Genomic DNA, 16,122 nt, shown 5'->3' on the forward strand with positions numbered 1-16,122 from the left:
CCTGCCTTGTAGGGGGAGATCCGCTCTGGTCTGAATGCAGAGGCGATGGCCTCACTGACGTGTTTATTTGATTAGCGCACGGCGCCGGGAAAAAGCAGGCCACGCTGCTGCATGGCCTGAAGTGAAGCAACGATTAAATTCCTGCCATTTCGCGAATATATTTCCGCGCCTTCAGCGCATATTCGAAGGGGTTGGCCAGCGCCGGATCCTGCTCGGCTTCCACTACCATCCAGCCCTTGTAGCCAAAATCATCCAGCAGCTTAAATACCGGACGGAAATCGATCGCGCCGTCGCCGGGCACGGTAAAGGTGCCCTTCTTCACGCCGTCGAGGAAGGAAAGCCCCTCGCGGCGCACCTGCTCAATCACCGCCGGGCGCACGTCCTTCAGGTGCACGTGGTTGATACGCGGCAGATATTTTTTGAGGATCGCCAGCATCGGCTCCGCGCCGCCTTCGGAGTACCAGGCGTGGCCGGTGTCGTACAGCAGGAAGACGCCGTCATCCACCAGCGACATAAACTTATCGATCTCTGCCGTCGTTTGAACGCCGGTTCCCATGTGGTGGTGCAGGCAAACCTGCATCCCTTTTTCCGCAGCCAGGCGCCCCAGGGTGTTGTAGCCCTCGGCAACCCGCTGCCACTCCTCTTCGCTAAAGCACGGCTTGGCATCGGCCAGAATCGGCTTGTCCAGCCCCTGGATGCTGCCGCTTTGCTCGGAGCAGCCGATCACCTTCGCCCCCATCGCATGGAGGAAATTCATATGGTTAACGAATTCATCAATGGTTTTTTCGCGCTGCCCGTCGGCAAAAAAGGTGCTAAACCAGGCGTTGCAGATCTGGATACCGCGGATCGCCAGCATCGGCTGCAGCACCGCCGGATCGCGGGGATATTTACTGCCGACTTCGCTGCCGCTAAAGCCCGCCAGCGCCATTTCGCTGACGATCTGCTGGAAGGTGTTTTCGCTGCCCAGCTCCGGCATGTCGTCGTTAGTCCAGCCGATCGGGGCAATAGCCAGTTTGATATTATCTTTGTTCATTAGGTTGCTCCTGCCGCCGCGTCTTAACGACGCAGCAATTCACGTTCGATGAGTTCACGGGTTTCCACTGCCTGGTACTTCATCTTCTCCGGGTAGCCGAACAGGGAGGCGGCCACAATCGGCTCGCCGCCGACTTTGAACGTCCGTTCGGCAAATTTCATCTCGCGCAGCGTGCGGAACAGCGCGTTGAAATCTACGTCCCCTTCGCCGACGCCCACGTGCTGGTGCACGGCGGCATCAACGCCCGGCGGGTTAACGATGTAACGGCAGTGCCTGGTATGGTTGCGGGTATCGGCGATCAGCACGTGGGAGAGATCGTCGCCGGCGTAGCGCAGCATCTTCTCCACGTCGCCTATCCCTTTGTCATAGAAGAAGGTGTGCGGCACGCTGTACACGTACTTCACGTTTTCACTGCGGAACGACTTCACGATATCGACGGTTTCGTTGTTCTCTTCGCAGAAGTCCCACGGATGGGCCTGGATCTCAACGCGAATACCTTCGCGCTCAAAGATCGGCAGCAGCTCCTCCATTGAGCGATAGAACATCTCTTCGCAAATTTCCGGCTGGTTAGGATCGCCCGAGAACTCGGTGTTGATCACCTGGACGCCCATCTCCACCGCGACTTCGATCAGCCGCTTCCAGTTTTTCACCGCCGCCTGGCGACGCGCTTCATCCGGACCCGACCAGCGATAGACGCAGATGAATGAAGAGAGCTCAACGCCGGTGTCGCGCAGCGCCTGCTTGTACTCGGCAATCACTTCGCGACCGGCGCGCGGGTGCTTATAAAACGGGTTAATCTGCGGATGCGGCGACTGCTCAATATAGCGGTAGCCCCACTCCGCGACCTGATGCACCATCCCGCTAATCCCGAGGTCTTTAATCACATCCACATCAAAGGCAATTTTCATCATCGAGTCCTGTTTGCAGAGGTTGCACAGACGCAGCCGCGCTTAGCGCTGATAGAAAGCCGGGCACTCCGGCAGCGCGACCGCGACCGGCCCGGTGCTTTCCTGCGCCTGCAGGCAGGCGTCGGCGGCGACGGAGGCGGCATAGCCATCCCACGCCGACGGGCCCTGCAGCCTGCCGGCCCGCACGTCGTTGATAAAGGCCTGCAGCTCGACGTCGTAGGCTTTGATAAAGCGATCTTTCCAGTCTGTGAGGATCGGCGTCGATAGATTGGCCGCTTTGCGCATCTGCACCGCCGAGGGTTCCGGCAGGCGCGCAATCCCGGTTTCACCCACCACTTCGCACTGAATGTCATAGCCGTACTGGCAGTTGACGAAAACTTCGACGTCGATCAGGGCGCCTTTTTTGGTTTCAAACGAGACGATCTGCGGATCTCTCAGCCGGGCGTGGGTGTGGGAAGTGGCGCGCGGGAAGCGAACCTGCACCGAGCGATAGTCGTCGTTCAGCAGCCAGCGCAGCACGTCCAGCTCGTGGATCAGGGTGTTGGTGATCGCCATATCGGTGGTGTAGTTCTCGCCGACGCTCTGGTTGCGGTGCGCGCACTTCAGCATCAGCGGCGCGCCGATATCGCCGTCATCAATCACTTTTTTCAGCGCCAGGTAGCCTTCATCGTACGGACGCATAAAGCCGACCTGCACCAGCCTGCGGCCAGCTTTTATTTCGGCATCGACAATGCGGCGGCAGCCTTCGGCGCTCATCGCCAGCGGCTTTTCGCAGAATACCGGCTTGCCGGCGGCAATCGCCGCGAGGGTGTACTCTTCGTGAGTCGGGTCCCATGAGGTCACCAGAATAGCGTCAACGTCGCTGGCGTTAATCACGTCGTGACCGTCGGCGTAGACTTCGGCGTGAACGCCGGGCAGCGCAACCGCCGCCCGCGCGTTATCGGCATTGATGTCCGAAACGGCCACCACCGTGGCCCCCTGTAATACCTGAGTGCAGCGACGGATATGCTCTTTACCAATGGCGCCTGCGCCAATAACGCCTAATCTGAGTGACATAATAGTGTTCTCCCGCGGTTCTGTAGGGTTCAGGGTGGGTGTTCTGTTTTAGTAATCCCGCGCCTCGGCGCGTTTTTCATTAATCTGTTCTGCGACTTTGCGGATCCGCTCGGACAGCGCCGTCTGGGCCACGCCGACGTTCCACCAGCTGCCGTACTTATGCACCATGGTTTTCGGCAGCACTTTAATATCAATCAGCGTGCTGACCGTTTCACGACGCGCGGCGTCCAGCGCATGGCGCAGTTCATCAAGGGTGGTGACGCGCCAGGTTTTGCAGCCGTAGCCCGCGGCGATGGTCGCGAAATCGACCGGCACCAGGCCGCCCTGCAGCCGCCCGCTCTCCGCCGAGCGGTAGCGGAACTCGGTGCCGAAGCTGTCCATACCGTGCTCGATCTGCAGGTTGTTAATACAGCCGTTGGCCATGTTATCGAGCAGCACGATGTTGATCTTCGCGCGCTCCTGTAAAGAGGTGACCAGCTCGGAGTGCAGCATCATGAATGAGCCATCGCCCACCAGCGAATAGACCTCGCTTTGCGGCTGCGCCAGCTTCACGCCCAGCGCGGCATTCACCTCATAGCCCATGCAGGAGTAGCCGTACTCAACGTGATAGGTGTTGGTCCCCCGGTTGCGCCAGACGCGCTGCAGATCGCCGGGCAGGCTGCCCGCCGCCGCCACGATCACTGCATCGGAGGCCAGCGTTTCATTCAGCACGCCGAGCACGCTGCACTGCGTTAAGGTTGAATCCGTGATCTGGCGGAATTCGCGGTACACCGCATCGCGATCCAGGCGGTCGTCAATTTCCGGGACGAAGGACTCGTCCTGCCATACCGCCTGATAGACGCGCTGGGTCTCTTTCAGCTGGCGGCTCTGGACGCTGTCGATCTGCGCTCCCCACTCTGCCTGCCAGGACTCGCCCGCCAGGGCGTCGTCCAGCGCGGTGAGCGCTTCGCGGGCATCGGCCAGCAGCGGGATCCCGTCGAGCTTCCAGGCGTCAAAATTGCTGACGTTGACGTTAAGGAAGCGCACGCCGGGATGCTGGAAAAGCCATTTTGACGCGGTGGTGAAATCGCTGAAGCGGGTGCCGATACCGATCACTAAATCGGCCTCTTTCGCCAGCAGGTTGGCCGCCAGGCAGCCGGTTTCGCCCACCCCGCCAACGTTCAGCGGATGGGAGGAGACCACCGAGCCTTTCCCGGCCTGCGTTTCCGCAAAGGGGATGCCGTAGCGTTCGGCAAAGCGGGACAGCGCCTCGCCGGCACCGGCGTACTTCACCCCGCCGCCGCAGATAATCAGCGGCTTGCGGCTGGCCTTAATCGCCGCCAGCGCATCCGCCAGCTGCGCGGCGCTGGCCGGGCGACGGTCGAGCCGATGCACGCGTCGGGCAAAGAAAGAGAGCGGATAATCCCAGGCTTCGCCCTGAACGTCCTGCGGCAGACAGAGGGTCACGGCGCCGGTCTCAGCCGGGTCGGTCAGGACGCGCATCGCGTTAATGCAGGCGCTCATCAGCTGCTCCGGGCGCGTAATGCGGTCCCAGTATTTGCTCACCGCGCGAAACGCGTCGTTGGTGCTGATGCTCAGGTCATAGCTCTGTTCAACCTGCTGCAGGACGGGATCAGGCTGACGGGTCGCAAACACGTCGCCGGGCAGCAGAAGCAGAGGAATACGGTTGGCGGTCGCGGTGGCCGCAGCGGTAATCATGTTGGCGGCGCCCGGCCCCACGGAGGAAGTGCAGGCGATGATCTGCCGGCGCAGAGACTGTCTGGCAAAGCCGGTCGCCGCGTGCGCCATCCCCTGCTCGTTACGCCCCTGGAATACCCGCATTTCTCCGCTGTCCTGCTCCAGCGCCTGGCCCAGCCCCAGCACGTTGCCGTGGCCGAAGATGGCAAAAATACCTTTGACGAATTTATGCTCTTCGCCATCGACTTCCAGATACTGGTTATCAAGGAACTTCACCAGCGCCTGCGCCATTGTCAGTCTCAGTTTGCCCATGTTGCACAATCCTTATTGTTCAGTATTTGTGTGTGGGTTAGCGCTTTTGCCCCTGCGGCGATACCGGAAGAGGTCCAGACAAGTCGTTAACGGCCACTGGAATACTTTTGGATTATAGGCAAACATTTTTTTCATTAAACATAAATACAGAAAAAACATTTCATTTTGCGAGAAGGATCAAACTCTCGGCGCATTTCACTCGTTTCATCGACATCGGTGCGCAACCCGCCTCCCATTCTGCGTCACGCCACATACAAATATCCTTTTAAAAATCAGGTATAAAGATGTTTATTACTCACCCTTTTTCACGCAAGAGCAGCCGGCGCCAGCAAACCTTTGTATAATGGTGCCCGGCGCCGCAGAGTGGTAGATCCCTCACACTTTTGGTTTTTTAATTTCGATCCAATTTGCAAATGAAATATTTATTTCTCAAACTAAGGGGAATCGTTCACTCTCAGGCTGTTTGTGGAGACCTCGTCGATATCGACCCTTCCGTACAGCAGACATGCAAAAGGAAACCGTAGCTATGAATGCAGCAGTAAAGCGGCTCGACGTCATCTGTATTGGCCGGGTGGCTGTCGACCTCTATGCCCAGCAGATTGGCGCAAGGCTGGAAGATGTCGCCAGTTTCTCTAAATATCTGGGCGGCTCCTCGGGCAACGTGGCCTTTGGCACCGCCATTCAGGGGTTAAAATCGGCGATGCTTGCCCGCGTGGGTGATGAGCACAATGGCCGCTTTTTACGTGAAACGCTAAGCCGTGCCGGGGTCGATACCGAATACCTGATAACCGACCAGCAGCGCCTTACCGCGCTGGTGATGCTGGGAATTAAAGATCAGGAAACCTTCCCGCTTATTTTTTACCGCGACAACTGCGCCGATATGGCGCTGACGCCGGAAGATATTAAGGAAGAGTACATCGCCTCCTCCCGGGCGCTGGCGATCACCGGCACGCACCTTTCGCATGCCAACACCCGCGCAGCGGTGCTGAAAGCGCTGGAGTACGCCCGCCGCCACGGCCTGCGGACGGCGCTGGATATCGACTACCGCCCGGTTCTTTGGGGATTAACCTCGCCCGGCGATGGTGAAACGCGTTTCATTGCTTCCGGTTCCGTCACCCGTCAGCTGCAGGAAGTGCTACATCTGTTCGATTTAGTGGTCGGTACAGAAGAAGAGTTTCATATTGCCGGCGGCAGCACCGATACGCTGACGGCGCTGAAAAACGTCCGCCACGCCACCAAAGCCACCCTGGTATGCAAGCGCGGTCCGATGGGCTGCGTGGTGCTGGAAGGCGAGATCCCCGACAGCTGGGACAGCGTGCCGCTGCAGCAGGGCGTGCGGGTGGAGGTACTCAACGTACTGGGCGCCGGCGATGCCTTTATGTCCGGCCTGCTGCGCGGCTGGCTGAACGACGAGGGTTGGGAGCAGGCCTGCCGCTACGCTAACGCCTGCGGGGCGCTGGTGGTCTCTCGCCACGGCTGCGCGCCGGCGATGCCGACGAAAGTGGAGCTGGATGACTATCTGCTGCGCGCGGAATCGGTCCCGCGCCCGGATCTCGACGCCCGTCTGAACCATCTCCATCGGGTGACCAGCCGCCGCCAGCAGTGGCCTGAGCTGTGCATCTTCGCCTTTGACCACCGCAAGCAGCTGGCGGATCTGGTGCAGGAAACCGGTCGCGATACGGCCTGCATCCCGCAGCTCAAGCTGCTGCTGCTGGCCGCCGCCGAAGCGGCAGCGCAGGAGGCCGGGCTCGATCGGCGCAGCGGTATTCTCGCCGATGGCACCTACGGCCAGCGCGCGCTGAACGCCATTACCGGCAAAGGCTGGTGGATCGGGCGGCCAATCGAGCTGCCGGGCTCTCGCCCGCTGCGTCTTGAGCACGGCAATATCGGCTCTCAGCTGATCGACTGGCCGCTGGAACAGGTGGTTAAGTGCCTGGTCTTCTATCATCCGGCCGATCCGGCGGCGCTACGCGCCGAGCAGGATGCGCTGCTGCTGGAGGTCTGGCAGGCCTGCAATAAGTCCGGGCACGAGCTGCTGCTGGAAGTGATCCTGCCGGAGAGCGGCCCGGATAAGGACGAGCGCCACTATTACGCCATGCTGGAACATTTTTACCGCCTCGGTATCCAGCCCGACTGGTGGAAGCTGCCGCCGCTCTCCAGCGCAAACTGGGAGAAGATCGCCGCGCTGATCGAACGCGAAGATAGCCTGTGCCGCGGGATCCTGATCCTTGGCCTCGACGCGCCGCCCGATCGCCTGCGCGCCGGATTCGCCGAAGCTGCGAACCACCCTATCATCAAAGGCTTTGCCGTCGGCCGCACCATTTTTGGTCAGCCTTCGCGCCGCTGGATGCAGGGCGAGCTTAGCGATGAGGCGCTGATCGATGAGGTGAAACGCAACTACCTGGCGCTTATCGGCTACTGGCGCGAAGCCCGCGGCTAATCCTGCTCAGCCCGCACCTTCCCCCTCCGGTGCGGGCTTTTTTCGCTTTCTTCGTGAAATGAATCGCGTATTTCATCGCAAAAAATGAAAAATTCGCTTCATTTGGTACACTGGAAGTTATATTTCTTTCATTTCATCAGAGCGCAATTTATGGCCAATAATCCAACCCAACTTACCATCCTGCAGGATGAGATCAGGCGTCGCTACGATACGTTAAGCAAACGCTTAAAACAGGTGGCGCGCTATATTCTGGATAACAGCAATAGCGTGGCTTTCGATACCGTCGCCTCTATCGCCCAGCAGGCCGACGTTCCGCCATCCACCCTGATTCGTTTCGCTAATGCTTTTGGCTTCAGCGGCTTTAACGAAATGAAGCAGATGTTCAGACAGCATCTGATGGAAGAGACCGCCAACTATACCGAGCGCGCACGCCTGTTCCGTCAGACCACCAACGACGAGAGCTCGCCGCCGGAAACGCCGACCGAAATTCTCAATATGTTTACCATGGTCAACACCCAGGCGCTGCAGCAGCTTGCCATGCAGACCTCGGGCGACGATCTTGAGCGCGCGGTAGCCCTGCTGGCGGAAGCGGAGAATATCTACGTTATCGGCCTGCGTCGCTCGTTTAGCGTCGCCTCCTATCTGACCTACGCCCTGCGCCATCTTGACCGCAAGGCCTTCCTGATCGACGGGCTCGGCGGCATGTTTACCGAGCAGCTGAGCCTGGTCGGCCCGAAAGACGTGGTGGTAGCGGTCAGCTTCTCGCCTTACGCCCGCGAGGTGGTTGAGCTGGTTGAGCTCGGCGCTCAGCGCAAAGCGCGGCAGATTGCTATCACCGACAGCCAGGTCAGCCCGCTCGCGGCCTTCAGCGACGTCTGCTTCGTGGTGCGCGAGGCCCAGGTTGACGGGTTCCGCTCGCAGGTGGCTTCGCTGTGTCTCGCCCAGACGCTGGCGGTTTCGCTGGCCCTCAACAGCAGCAAAGATCAGCAGGCCCAGCAGCAGCAGGCCTGAGGCACCGCCTCCCCGGAGGCGGCGCGTCCGCCCGTCCGCTCGACCACGACCAGACGTACTCTCTTCTCCCGGACGGCGGCGTCAACGCCTTATCCGGGCTAGCGCCGCACGCCTTGTCATCTCGTCCAGTCAGGCGACATTGTGCAAATTCGCCCCGCCCGCCCAGACAACCTGCTATCGGCCCGGGTCGCGCGGCCGGGAACGCTCAGGCAATAAAAAAGGCCGGTTAGCAAATCTAACCGGCCCTGCGTCGCGTTCACGGCGTATCAGTCATGGCGAGGATAGTCGGGGCTATTGATCCACGCGTGATCTTCTTCCCAGCTAAACAGCCACCGGCGGTCCGGCCCGGCCATCACGTTCAGATAGTAGCTGTCATAGCCGGCAATCGCCGCCACCGGATGATAGCCGCGCGGCACCATCACCACGTCGTGGTTGTAGGGCGCCATGCAGGCGTCCAGGCTGCGGTCATCGGTATAGACGCGCTGGAAGGCAAAGCCCTGCGGCGGGTCGAAGCGGTGATAGTAGGTCTCCTCCAGCTGGGTCTCGCGGCCAGGCAGCGCGGTATCGTGCTTGTGCGACGGCCACGAGCTGGTGGCCCCCTCATCGGTGTAGACCTCGACCACCAGCAGGCAGTCAGCCTGCGCGCTGTCCGGCAGAATATTGTGCACCTGGCGCTGGTTGCGCCCTTTGCCGCGATGCTCAACGCCAACGTCCTGCGGGCGAATCACCCGCGCGGGGAAGCTCCCCTTACCCGGCGCGCTGCAGACCGCCAGCTCGAGATCGGAATCGGCGGTAACCTCGACTTTATCCTGCGGCGGCACGTAGACCGACCACGGCGGCGTGCGCTCAAACGGCGACATCCGCTGCCCGAGGTCCGGGAAATCGGCCTTCGTCGTTTTGACCGAGGCCAGCCCGGCGACCAGCACCAGGCACAGCTCGCGTTCGCCGCTTTCCAGCGTCACGCTCTGCCCTTTTTTCAGCATCCAGACGTCAAAGCCGATATAGCGCCAGCCGGCGCTTTGCGGCGTAATGTGCTGGATCTGCCCCTCTTTTTGCGATTTAGCCAGTAACGACATGGCGCTCTCCTTCGCCGATTAGCCTAACGTCGGCATGCTGAATTCAGATACGGTTTGCTGCCCTTCCGGCCAGCGGACGGTGGCGGTTTTCATGCGCGTGTAGAAACGCACGCCGTCCGGCCCGTGGACGTTCAGGGCACCGAAGACCGAGCGCTTCCAGCCGCCAAAGCTGTGGAACGCCATCGGTACCGGCACCGGCACGTTGACCCCGACCATCCCGGCCTGCACGTCATGGACGAATTCACGCGCGGTATGACCGCTGCTGGTGAAGACGGCGCTGCCGTTGCCAAACTCGTGGCTGTTCACCAGTTCCAGCGCGCTGTGATAGTCGGCGACGCGCACAATCCCCAGCACCGGCCCAAAAATCTCTTCCCGCCAGATGGTCATCTCCGGCGTCACGTTATCAAACAGCGTCCCGCCAACATAGTAACCTTCATCGTAACCCGGCACCCGCGGCTTACGGCCGTCGACTACCAGCGTTGCGCCTTCGCTGACGCCCTTATCAATATAGCCCAGCACTTTTTTCTGATGGCTGTCGGAAACTACCGGGCCCATTTCGTTCTCTTCTTTGCCGCGCATGCAGCCAGGGCCGACCTTCAGCGCCTGCACCAGCGGCTGGAGGCGGGCAATCAGCTTGTCTGCGGTTTCATCGCCGACGGCAACCACCACCGGCAGCGCCATGCAGCGTTCTCCCGCCGAGCCAAACGCGCCGCCCATAATCGCGTTCACCGTGGCATCGAGGTCCGCATCCGGCATCACGATCGCATGGTTTTTCGCTGCGCCGAAGGCCTGCACGCGCTTCCCGTGAGCGCTGGCGGTTTTGTAGATGTACTCCGCCACGCCGGAGGAGCCGACAAAGCTGACCGCCGCAATGCGCGGGTCGGTGTAGAGCTGCTCGGCATCTTCGTTGCTGCAGTGGATCACGTTAAAGACGCCATCCGGCAGGCCCGCCTCTTTGAGCAGCTCCGCAAGACGTACCGCCGCGGTAGGGGCCAGCGCAGGCGGCTTGAGGATGAAGCTGTTGCCGCAGGCCAGCGCCAGCGGGAACATCCACATCGGCACCATTGCCGGGAAGTTAAACGGCGTAATCCCCGCCACCACGCCCAGCGGCTGCATCAGGGAGTAGCTGTCGACGCCGGTACCGACGTCGGATGAATACTCGCCTTTAATCAGGTGCGGGATCCCGCAGGCAAACTCAACCACTTCCAGGCCGCGTGTCAGCTCGCCCAGCGCATCCGACCACACCTTACCGTGCTCGCTAACGATGATCCCCGCCAGCTCTTCGGCATGTTGTTCCAGCAGCATTTTAAAGTTGAACAGCACCCGGGCGCGGCGCAGGGGCGTAGTACGCGACCAGCTTTCAAACGCGTCGCGCGCGACCTGAATGGCGTCAGAGACCTCCTCGGCGGTGGAGAGCGTGACTTCGCGCACCACTTTGCCCGTCGCCGGGTCAAACACCGGCATCGTTTCATTGCTGCTGCTGGTAACGGTCTGCCCGCCAATAAAGTTTCCTGTGATCGTCATGTTCTCGCCTCATGGTGTGGAAGGCCAACGCTGCGGCCCATCTCCGATTTTGCTGTGCTATAACCGTAGTAAAATGAAATTTATATTTCAACACAGATATAAAATGAAATTCTAATTTGGTGATGATGGTCGCAATTTTAAGCAATAACGCTTCTGTTCCTGCAAGAAAGCGCGATCGCACGGAAACAGACGCTGCGGCGCTTCGGCCCGACGCGCATCGTCCCTTTTTCGCACGCTATTTTGCGAGGCGGCTCAAATAACCACCATTTCACTCATTGCCTATTTTGGAATAAACGTTTTGACTAGAGGGTAATCGAACGAAGCCACTTCATCCTGTTCCCGGAGAGTAAAATGACCATTGCCCTGCACCGCTTCTGCATTAATCGCAAGATCGCCCCTTCGCTGAATATCGAGTCCTTCTTTCGCCTGGTGAACAGCCTCGGGCTGAACAAGGTCGAGCTGCGCAACGATCTCCCCGGCGGAAAGGTGACCGACGATCTCAGCGCCCGCCAGGTGCGCGAACTGGCCGAGCGCTACCATATTGAGATTCTGACCATCAATGCGGTTTATCCCTTCAACTGCCGTACGCCGGAGGTGCGCAGCCTGACCGAATCTCTGCTGAAGGAGGCGCAGGCCGTTGGCGCGAAGTCGCTGGTGCTCTGCCCGCTCAACGACGGCAGCGCGGTCTCCACCGACGAGACGCTGAGCGCGCTTCGCGAGCTGGCGCCTCTGTTCTCTTTTTACGGCATCCACGGGCTGGTTGAGCCGCTGGGCTTTCCGCAAAGCTCGCTGCGCTCGGCGGCGCAGGCGCAAACGCTTATTCACGATGCCCGCGTGCCGTTTAAGCTGCTGATCGATACCTTCCACCACCATCTCTACCCGCAGGCGGATGAGGAGTTTTGCCAGCTGGAGATCGACGCTATCGGCCTGGTCCATCTCTCCGGCGTCGAGGATACCCGCCCGCGCGAGGAGCTCACCGACGATGAGCGCATCATGCTGACGCCGCGCGACAGGCTGCAAACCTGCGAGCAGGTCAAAAACCTCGAGGCGCGCGGCTATCAGGGCGTTTACGCCTTCGAGCCGTTTGCGCCGGAGCTGGCAAACTGGCGTGAAGACGATATCCGTCGTGAGGTAGAGCAGAGCATCGCGCTGATCCAGCAGCACTGCGCCTGAAGAAAATAAACGCCGACTCTGCCCTAAAGTGGCGATTCCCTGCGTCTTTTTGCGGCCAGGTTGCCTATAATCGACGCAGGATAAATGGAGGAATCGACCATGAGCTCACCCCTGCTGATTGCGCGTACGCTGGAAAAACAGCTGCATCTACTCCCCGGAATGGCCAACCGTCACGGCCTGATCACCGGGGCTACCGGGACCGGTAAAACCGTCACGCTGCAGAAGCTGGCGGAGTCCTTTTCCGAAATCGGCGTGCCGGTTTTTATGGCTGACGTGAAAGGTGACCTCACCGGTATCGCCGAGGCGGGCCAGAGCAGCGAAAAGCTGCAGGCGCGACTGGAAAAAATCGGCGTCACCGACTGGCAACCGCACGCTAACCCGGTGGTAGTGTGGGATATTTTCGGCGAGAAAGGCCACCCGCTTCGCGCCACGGTTTCCGACCTCGGCCCGCTGCTGCTGGCGCGCCTGCTGAACCTCAACGAGGTCCAGTCCGGGGTGCTGAATATCATTTTCCGCATCGCCGACGACCGCGGCCTGCTGCTGCTCGACTTTAAAGATCTGCGCGCCATTACCCAGTACATCGGCGATAACGCGAAAAGCTTCCAGAACCAGTACGGCAACATCAGCAGCGCCTCGGTGGGAGCTATCCAGCGCGGCCTGCTGACGCTTGAGCAGCAGGGGGCGGAGCACTTCTTCGGCGAGCCGATGCTGGATATCGCGGACTGGATGCGCGTTGATGCCAGCGGCAAAGGGGTGATTAATATCCTCAGCGCTGAAAAGCTGTATCAGATGCCGAAGCTGTACGCGTCCAGCCTGCTGTGGATGCTCTCGGAGCTCTACGAGCGCCTGCCGGAAGCCGGCGATCTGGACAAACCGAAGCTGGTCTTTTTCTTCGACGAGGCGCACCTGCTGTTTAACGATGCGCCACAGGTTTTACTCGATAAAATTGAACAGGTTATCCGCCTTATTCGCTCCAAGGCGGTGGGGGTTTACTTCGTTTCGCAAAACCCGGCGGATATCCCCGACGCGGTGCTCGGCCAGCTGGGCAACCGGGTGCAGCACGCCCTGCGCGCCTTCACGCCGAAGGATCAGAAGGCGGTAAAAACGGCGGCGCAAACCATGCGCGCCAATCCGGCGTTCAGTACCGAACAGGCTATTCAGGAGCTGGGCACCGGCGAGGCGCTGGTTTCCTTCCTCGACGAAAAAGGCAGCCCGTCGGTGGTAGAGCGGGTGATGGTTATCGCCCCCTGCTCGCGGATGGGGCCGGTGACGGACGACGAGCGTAACGGGCTGATTAACCACTCCGCGCTGTACGGAAAATACGAGGAGGAGGTCGATCGCGAGTCGGCGTTTGAAATGCTGCAAAAAGGGGTGCAGGCCACCACCGAACAGCAGGATGCGCCGCCGGCCAAAGGCCAGCAGAGCAGCGCCGACGACGGCCTGCTCGGCGGCCTGAAGGATATTCTGTTTGGCACCACCGGCCCGCGCGGCGGCAAGCACGACGGTATTGTGCAAACGGCGGCCAAAAGCGCGGTGCGTCAGGTGACGAATCAGATAGTAAGAGGGATGCTGGGTAGTTTACTCGGCGGGCGAAAACGGTAGGTTAATGCCCCCTCTCCGCGGCGGAGAGGGGGAAGTGCGCTAGCCTTTTCGCATCATCAGCCAGAGGCTTATCAGGAAGAAGCTGGCGCTCGGCAGCAGCGCGCCGATGATCGGCGGAATGCCGTAGACCAGGGTCAGCGGGCCGAAAATCTGGTCCAGCACGTAGAAGATAAAGCCGAAGCTAATCCCCGTCACCACCCTCACGCCCATCGCCACGCTGCGCAGCGGACCAAAGATAAACGACAGCGCCATCAGCATCATTACCGCCACCGACAGCGGCTGGAAGATCTTGCTCCACATATTGAGCTGGTAGCGGCCCGGATCCTGACCGCTGGACTTCAGATAGGTGACGTAGTTGTGCAGGCCGCTAATCGACAGCGCGTCGGGATCCAGCGCTACCACGCCCAGCTTGTCCGGCGTCAGCTTGGTATTCCAGGTGCCGCTGACCATCTGCGAGCCGGTAATCTGTTTCGGGTCGGTGAGGTTGGACTCATCAACCTGCGACAGGCGCCAGACCTTATTCTCGCTATCGAATTTCGCCGACGCGGCGTAGCGAACCGACTGCAGGCGACGCGCATCGTTGAAGGCGTAAATGCTCACGCCACCCAGCTCGTCGTTACCTTTAACCCGTTCGATATAGACAAAATTGTGGCCGTCTTTCGCCCACAGGCCCTGCTGGGTGGAAAGCAGCGAGCCGCCGTACATCTGCTGAGCGCGGTAGTTACGCGCCATCTGCTCGCCCTGCGGCGCAACCCATTCGCCCATCGCCATCGTCAGCAGAACCAGCGGGATAGCGGTTTTCATTACCGCCAGCGCCACCTGCAGACGAGTGAAGCCTGAGGCCTGCATCACCACCAGCTCGCTGCGCTGTGCCAGCGCGCCGAGGCCAAGCAGCGCCCCGAGCAGCGCCGCCATCGGGAAGAATATCTGCACGTCTTTCGGCACGCTGAGCAGGGTGTATAACCCTGCGCCCAGCGCGTCGTAGCTGCCCTGCCCGGCCTTTTTCAGCTGATCGACAAACTTGATAATGCCCGACAGCGAAACCAGCATGAACAGCGTCATCATGATGGTGTTGAAAATCGTCTTACCGATATAACGGTCAAGTACGCCAAACGCCTGCATCACGCCGCTCCTTTGTTAAAACGGGCACGGAAGCGACGCATTGGCACCGTATCCCACAGGTTCAACAGCACCGCCAGCGCGAAATAGAGCAGGTTGATGCCCCACATCCAGATCATCGGGTCCATTTTACCTTTGCCGCCGTTCGACTTAATCGAGGTTTGCAGCAGGAAGAAGACCAGGTAAAGCAGCATGGCCGGCAGCATCGACAGCACGCGGCCCTGACGCGGGTTGACGACGCTCAGCGGAACCACCATCAGCGCCATGATAAAGACGGTCGCCACCAGCGTGAAGCGCCAGTGCAGCTCGGCGCGCGCGCGATCGGTCTGGGTATGCCACAGCGTGCGCATATCCATCTGTTCGGTATCATCGGGATCTGAGGTGACCGCCTGATGGCCGACAATCGCCTGATAGTTTTTGAAATCGGTGATGCGGAAATCGCGCAGCATGGCGGTGCCCTCAAAGCGGGTACCTTGATTCATGGTCACCACCTGCGAGCCATCTTTCCGCTGCGAGAGTTCGCCCGAATCGGCGACCACCACCGACGGACGAGCGTTGCCTTTCGGCCGCAGCTGCGCGAGGAATACGTCCTGGAAACGCTTGCCGTTAACGCTTTCAATAAACAGCACCGCGCTACCGTCGCTGGCCTGCTGGAACTGGCCCTGGGCCAGCGCGGCCATGCCGGGGTTCGCTTTTGCTTCCGACAGCACTTCGTCCTGATGCCGGGACGACCACGGCCCCGCCCACATCACGTTGACCGCCGCGACCGCGCCGGTGAACAGCGCGAGGATCATCGCCGCCTTCACCAGCACCGCTTTGCTCAGGCCGCAGGCATGCATCACCGTGATTTCGCTTTCGGTGTAGAGTTTGCCCAGCGTCATCAGCAGCCCGAGGAACAGGCTCAGGGGCAGGATCAGCTGCGCCATTTCCGGAATGCCCAGCCCTAACAGCGAGAGCACCAGATTTGTCGGGATATCGCCATCTACCGCAGCGCCGAGGATCCTGACCAGTTTCTGACAAAAGAAAATGAGCAGCAGGATGAATAGGATCGCCAACTGGCTTTTCAGCGTCTCACGAACCAGATATCTTATGATTATCACTATAAATACGCCCGTAAAAACCCGTCTTATTGCAGGAAAATTGCTTGTTTCATGGCTTAAACGTCATTTATTCTCTTTAGTCGTCGAAATC

12 protein-coding genes are annotated in these 16,122 nt (G+C 60.1%); 4 read left to right on the forward strand and 8 right to left on the reverse strand.

What is annotated here, in order from left to right; genetic code table 11:
- Positions 1–133: 133 nt before the first annotated feature.
- Genes iolE through iolD form a run of 4 tightly spaced genes read right to left on the reverse strand, consistent with a single transcriptional unit; the run spans position 134 to position 4,986 of the window.
- Positions 134–1,033 (reverse strand): myo-inosose-2 dehydratase, encoded by a 900-nt coding sequence (gene iolE / locus HCK03_RS23585; RefSeq protein ID WP_167692271.1) that lies wholly within the window; start codon positions 1,031–1,033, stop codon positions 134–136.
- A 23-nt stretch (positions 1,034–1,056) separates the two neighbouring features.
- A complete protein-coding gene (locus tag HCK03_RS23590) occupies positions 1,057–1,941 on the reverse strand; it encodes a sugar phosphate isomerase/epimerase family protein (protein WP_115193703.1) in 885 nt (294 codons plus the stop codon).
- A gap of 42 nt (positions 1,942–1,983) precedes the next feature.
- A complete protein-coding gene (locus HCK03_RS23595) occupies positions 1,984–2,997 on the reverse strand; it encodes a bifunctional inositol 2-dehydrogenase/D-chiro-inositol 1-dehydrogenase (protein WP_076946977.1) in 1,014 nt (337 codons plus the stop codon).
- A gap of 48 nt (positions 2,998–3,045) precedes the next feature.
- Entirely contained in the window at positions 3,046–4,986 is a 1,941-nt protein-coding gene (iolD, locus tag HCK03_RS23600; RefSeq protein ID WP_041143802.1) for a 3D-(3,5/4)-trihydroxycyclohexane-1,2-dione acylhydrolase (decyclizing), read from the reverse strand.
- Between the two features lie 526 nt (positions 4,987–5,512).
- Between iolD and HCK03_RS23605 the strand changes: the two genes are divergently transcribed.
- Positions 5,513–7,426 (forward strand): bifunctional 5-dehydro-2-deoxygluconokinase/5-dehydro-2-deoxyphosphogluconate aldolase, encoded by a 1,914-nt coding sequence (locus tag HCK03_RS23605; protein ID WP_041143801.1) that lies wholly within the window; start codon positions 5,513–5,515, stop codon positions 7,424–7,426.
- 150 nt (positions 7,427–7,576) lie between these two features.
- Entirely contained in the window at positions 7,577–8,437 is an 861-nt protein-coding gene (locus HCK03_RS23610; RefSeq protein ID WP_115193705.1) for a MurR/RpiR family transcriptional regulator, read from the forward strand.
- Between the two features lie 266 nt (positions 8,438–8,703).
- On the opposite strand, the gene iolB is transcribed toward HCK03_RS23610, so the two are convergent.
- Positions 8,704–9,513, reverse strand: coding sequence for a 5-deoxy-glucuronate isomerase (gene iolB / locus HCK03_RS23615; protein WP_041143799.1), 810 nt, complete (start codon positions 9,511–9,513; stop codon positions 8,704–8,706).
- An 18-nt stretch (positions 9,514–9,531) separates the two neighbouring features.
- Positions 9,532–11,037 carry a CoA-acylating methylmalonate-semialdehyde dehydrogenase gene (locus HCK03_RS23620; protein ID WP_041143798.1) on the reverse strand — a complete coding sequence of 502 codons (1,506 nt, stop codon included), beginning with the start codon at positions 11,035–11,037 and terminating at the stop codon, positions 9,532–9,534.
- 351 nt (positions 11,038–11,388) lie between these two features.
- Between HCK03_RS23620 and HCK03_RS23625 the strand changes: the two genes are divergently transcribed.
- Positions 11,389–12,210 carry a TIM barrel protein gene (locus HCK03_RS23625; protein WP_115193706.1) on the forward strand — a complete coding sequence of 274 codons (822 nt, stop codon included), beginning with the start codon at positions 11,389–11,391 and terminating at the stop codon, positions 12,208–12,210.
- 99 nt (positions 12,211–12,309) lie between these two features.
- Positions 12,310–13,812 carry a helicase HerA-like C-terminal domain-containing protein gene (locus HCK03_RS23630; protein ID WP_115193707.1) on the forward strand — a complete coding sequence of 501 codons (1,503 nt, stop codon included), beginning with the start codon at positions 12,310–12,312 and terminating at the stop codon, positions 13,810–13,812.
- A 39-nt stretch (positions 13,813–13,851) separates the two neighbouring features.
- Here HCK03_RS23630 and lptG read toward each other — a convergent pair whose 3' ends face one another.
- Together lptG and lptF are read right to left on the reverse strand one after the other, a co-directional pair.
- On the reverse strand, positions 13,852–14,934 hold the full coding sequence (lptG, locus tag HCK03_RS23635) for an LPS export ABC transporter permease LptG (RefSeq protein ID WP_041143795.1): 1,083 nt from the start codon (positions 14,932–14,934) through the stop codon (positions 13,852–13,854).
- Positions 14,934–16,031, reverse strand: a complete 1,098-nt coding sequence (gene lptF / locus HCK03_RS23640; protein ID WP_041143794.1) for an LPS export ABC transporter permease LptF — start codon at positions 16,029–16,031, stop codon at positions 14,934–14,936. The genes lptG and lptF overlap by 1 nt, the downstream gene beginning before the upstream one ends.
- Between the last annotated feature and the right edge of the window lie 91 nt (positions 16,032–16,122).

The organism is Klebsiella terrigena, assembly GCF_012029655.1.
Lineage (GTDB): Bacteria > Pseudomonadota > Gammaproteobacteria > Enterobacterales > Enterobacteriaceae > Klebsiella > Klebsiella terrigena.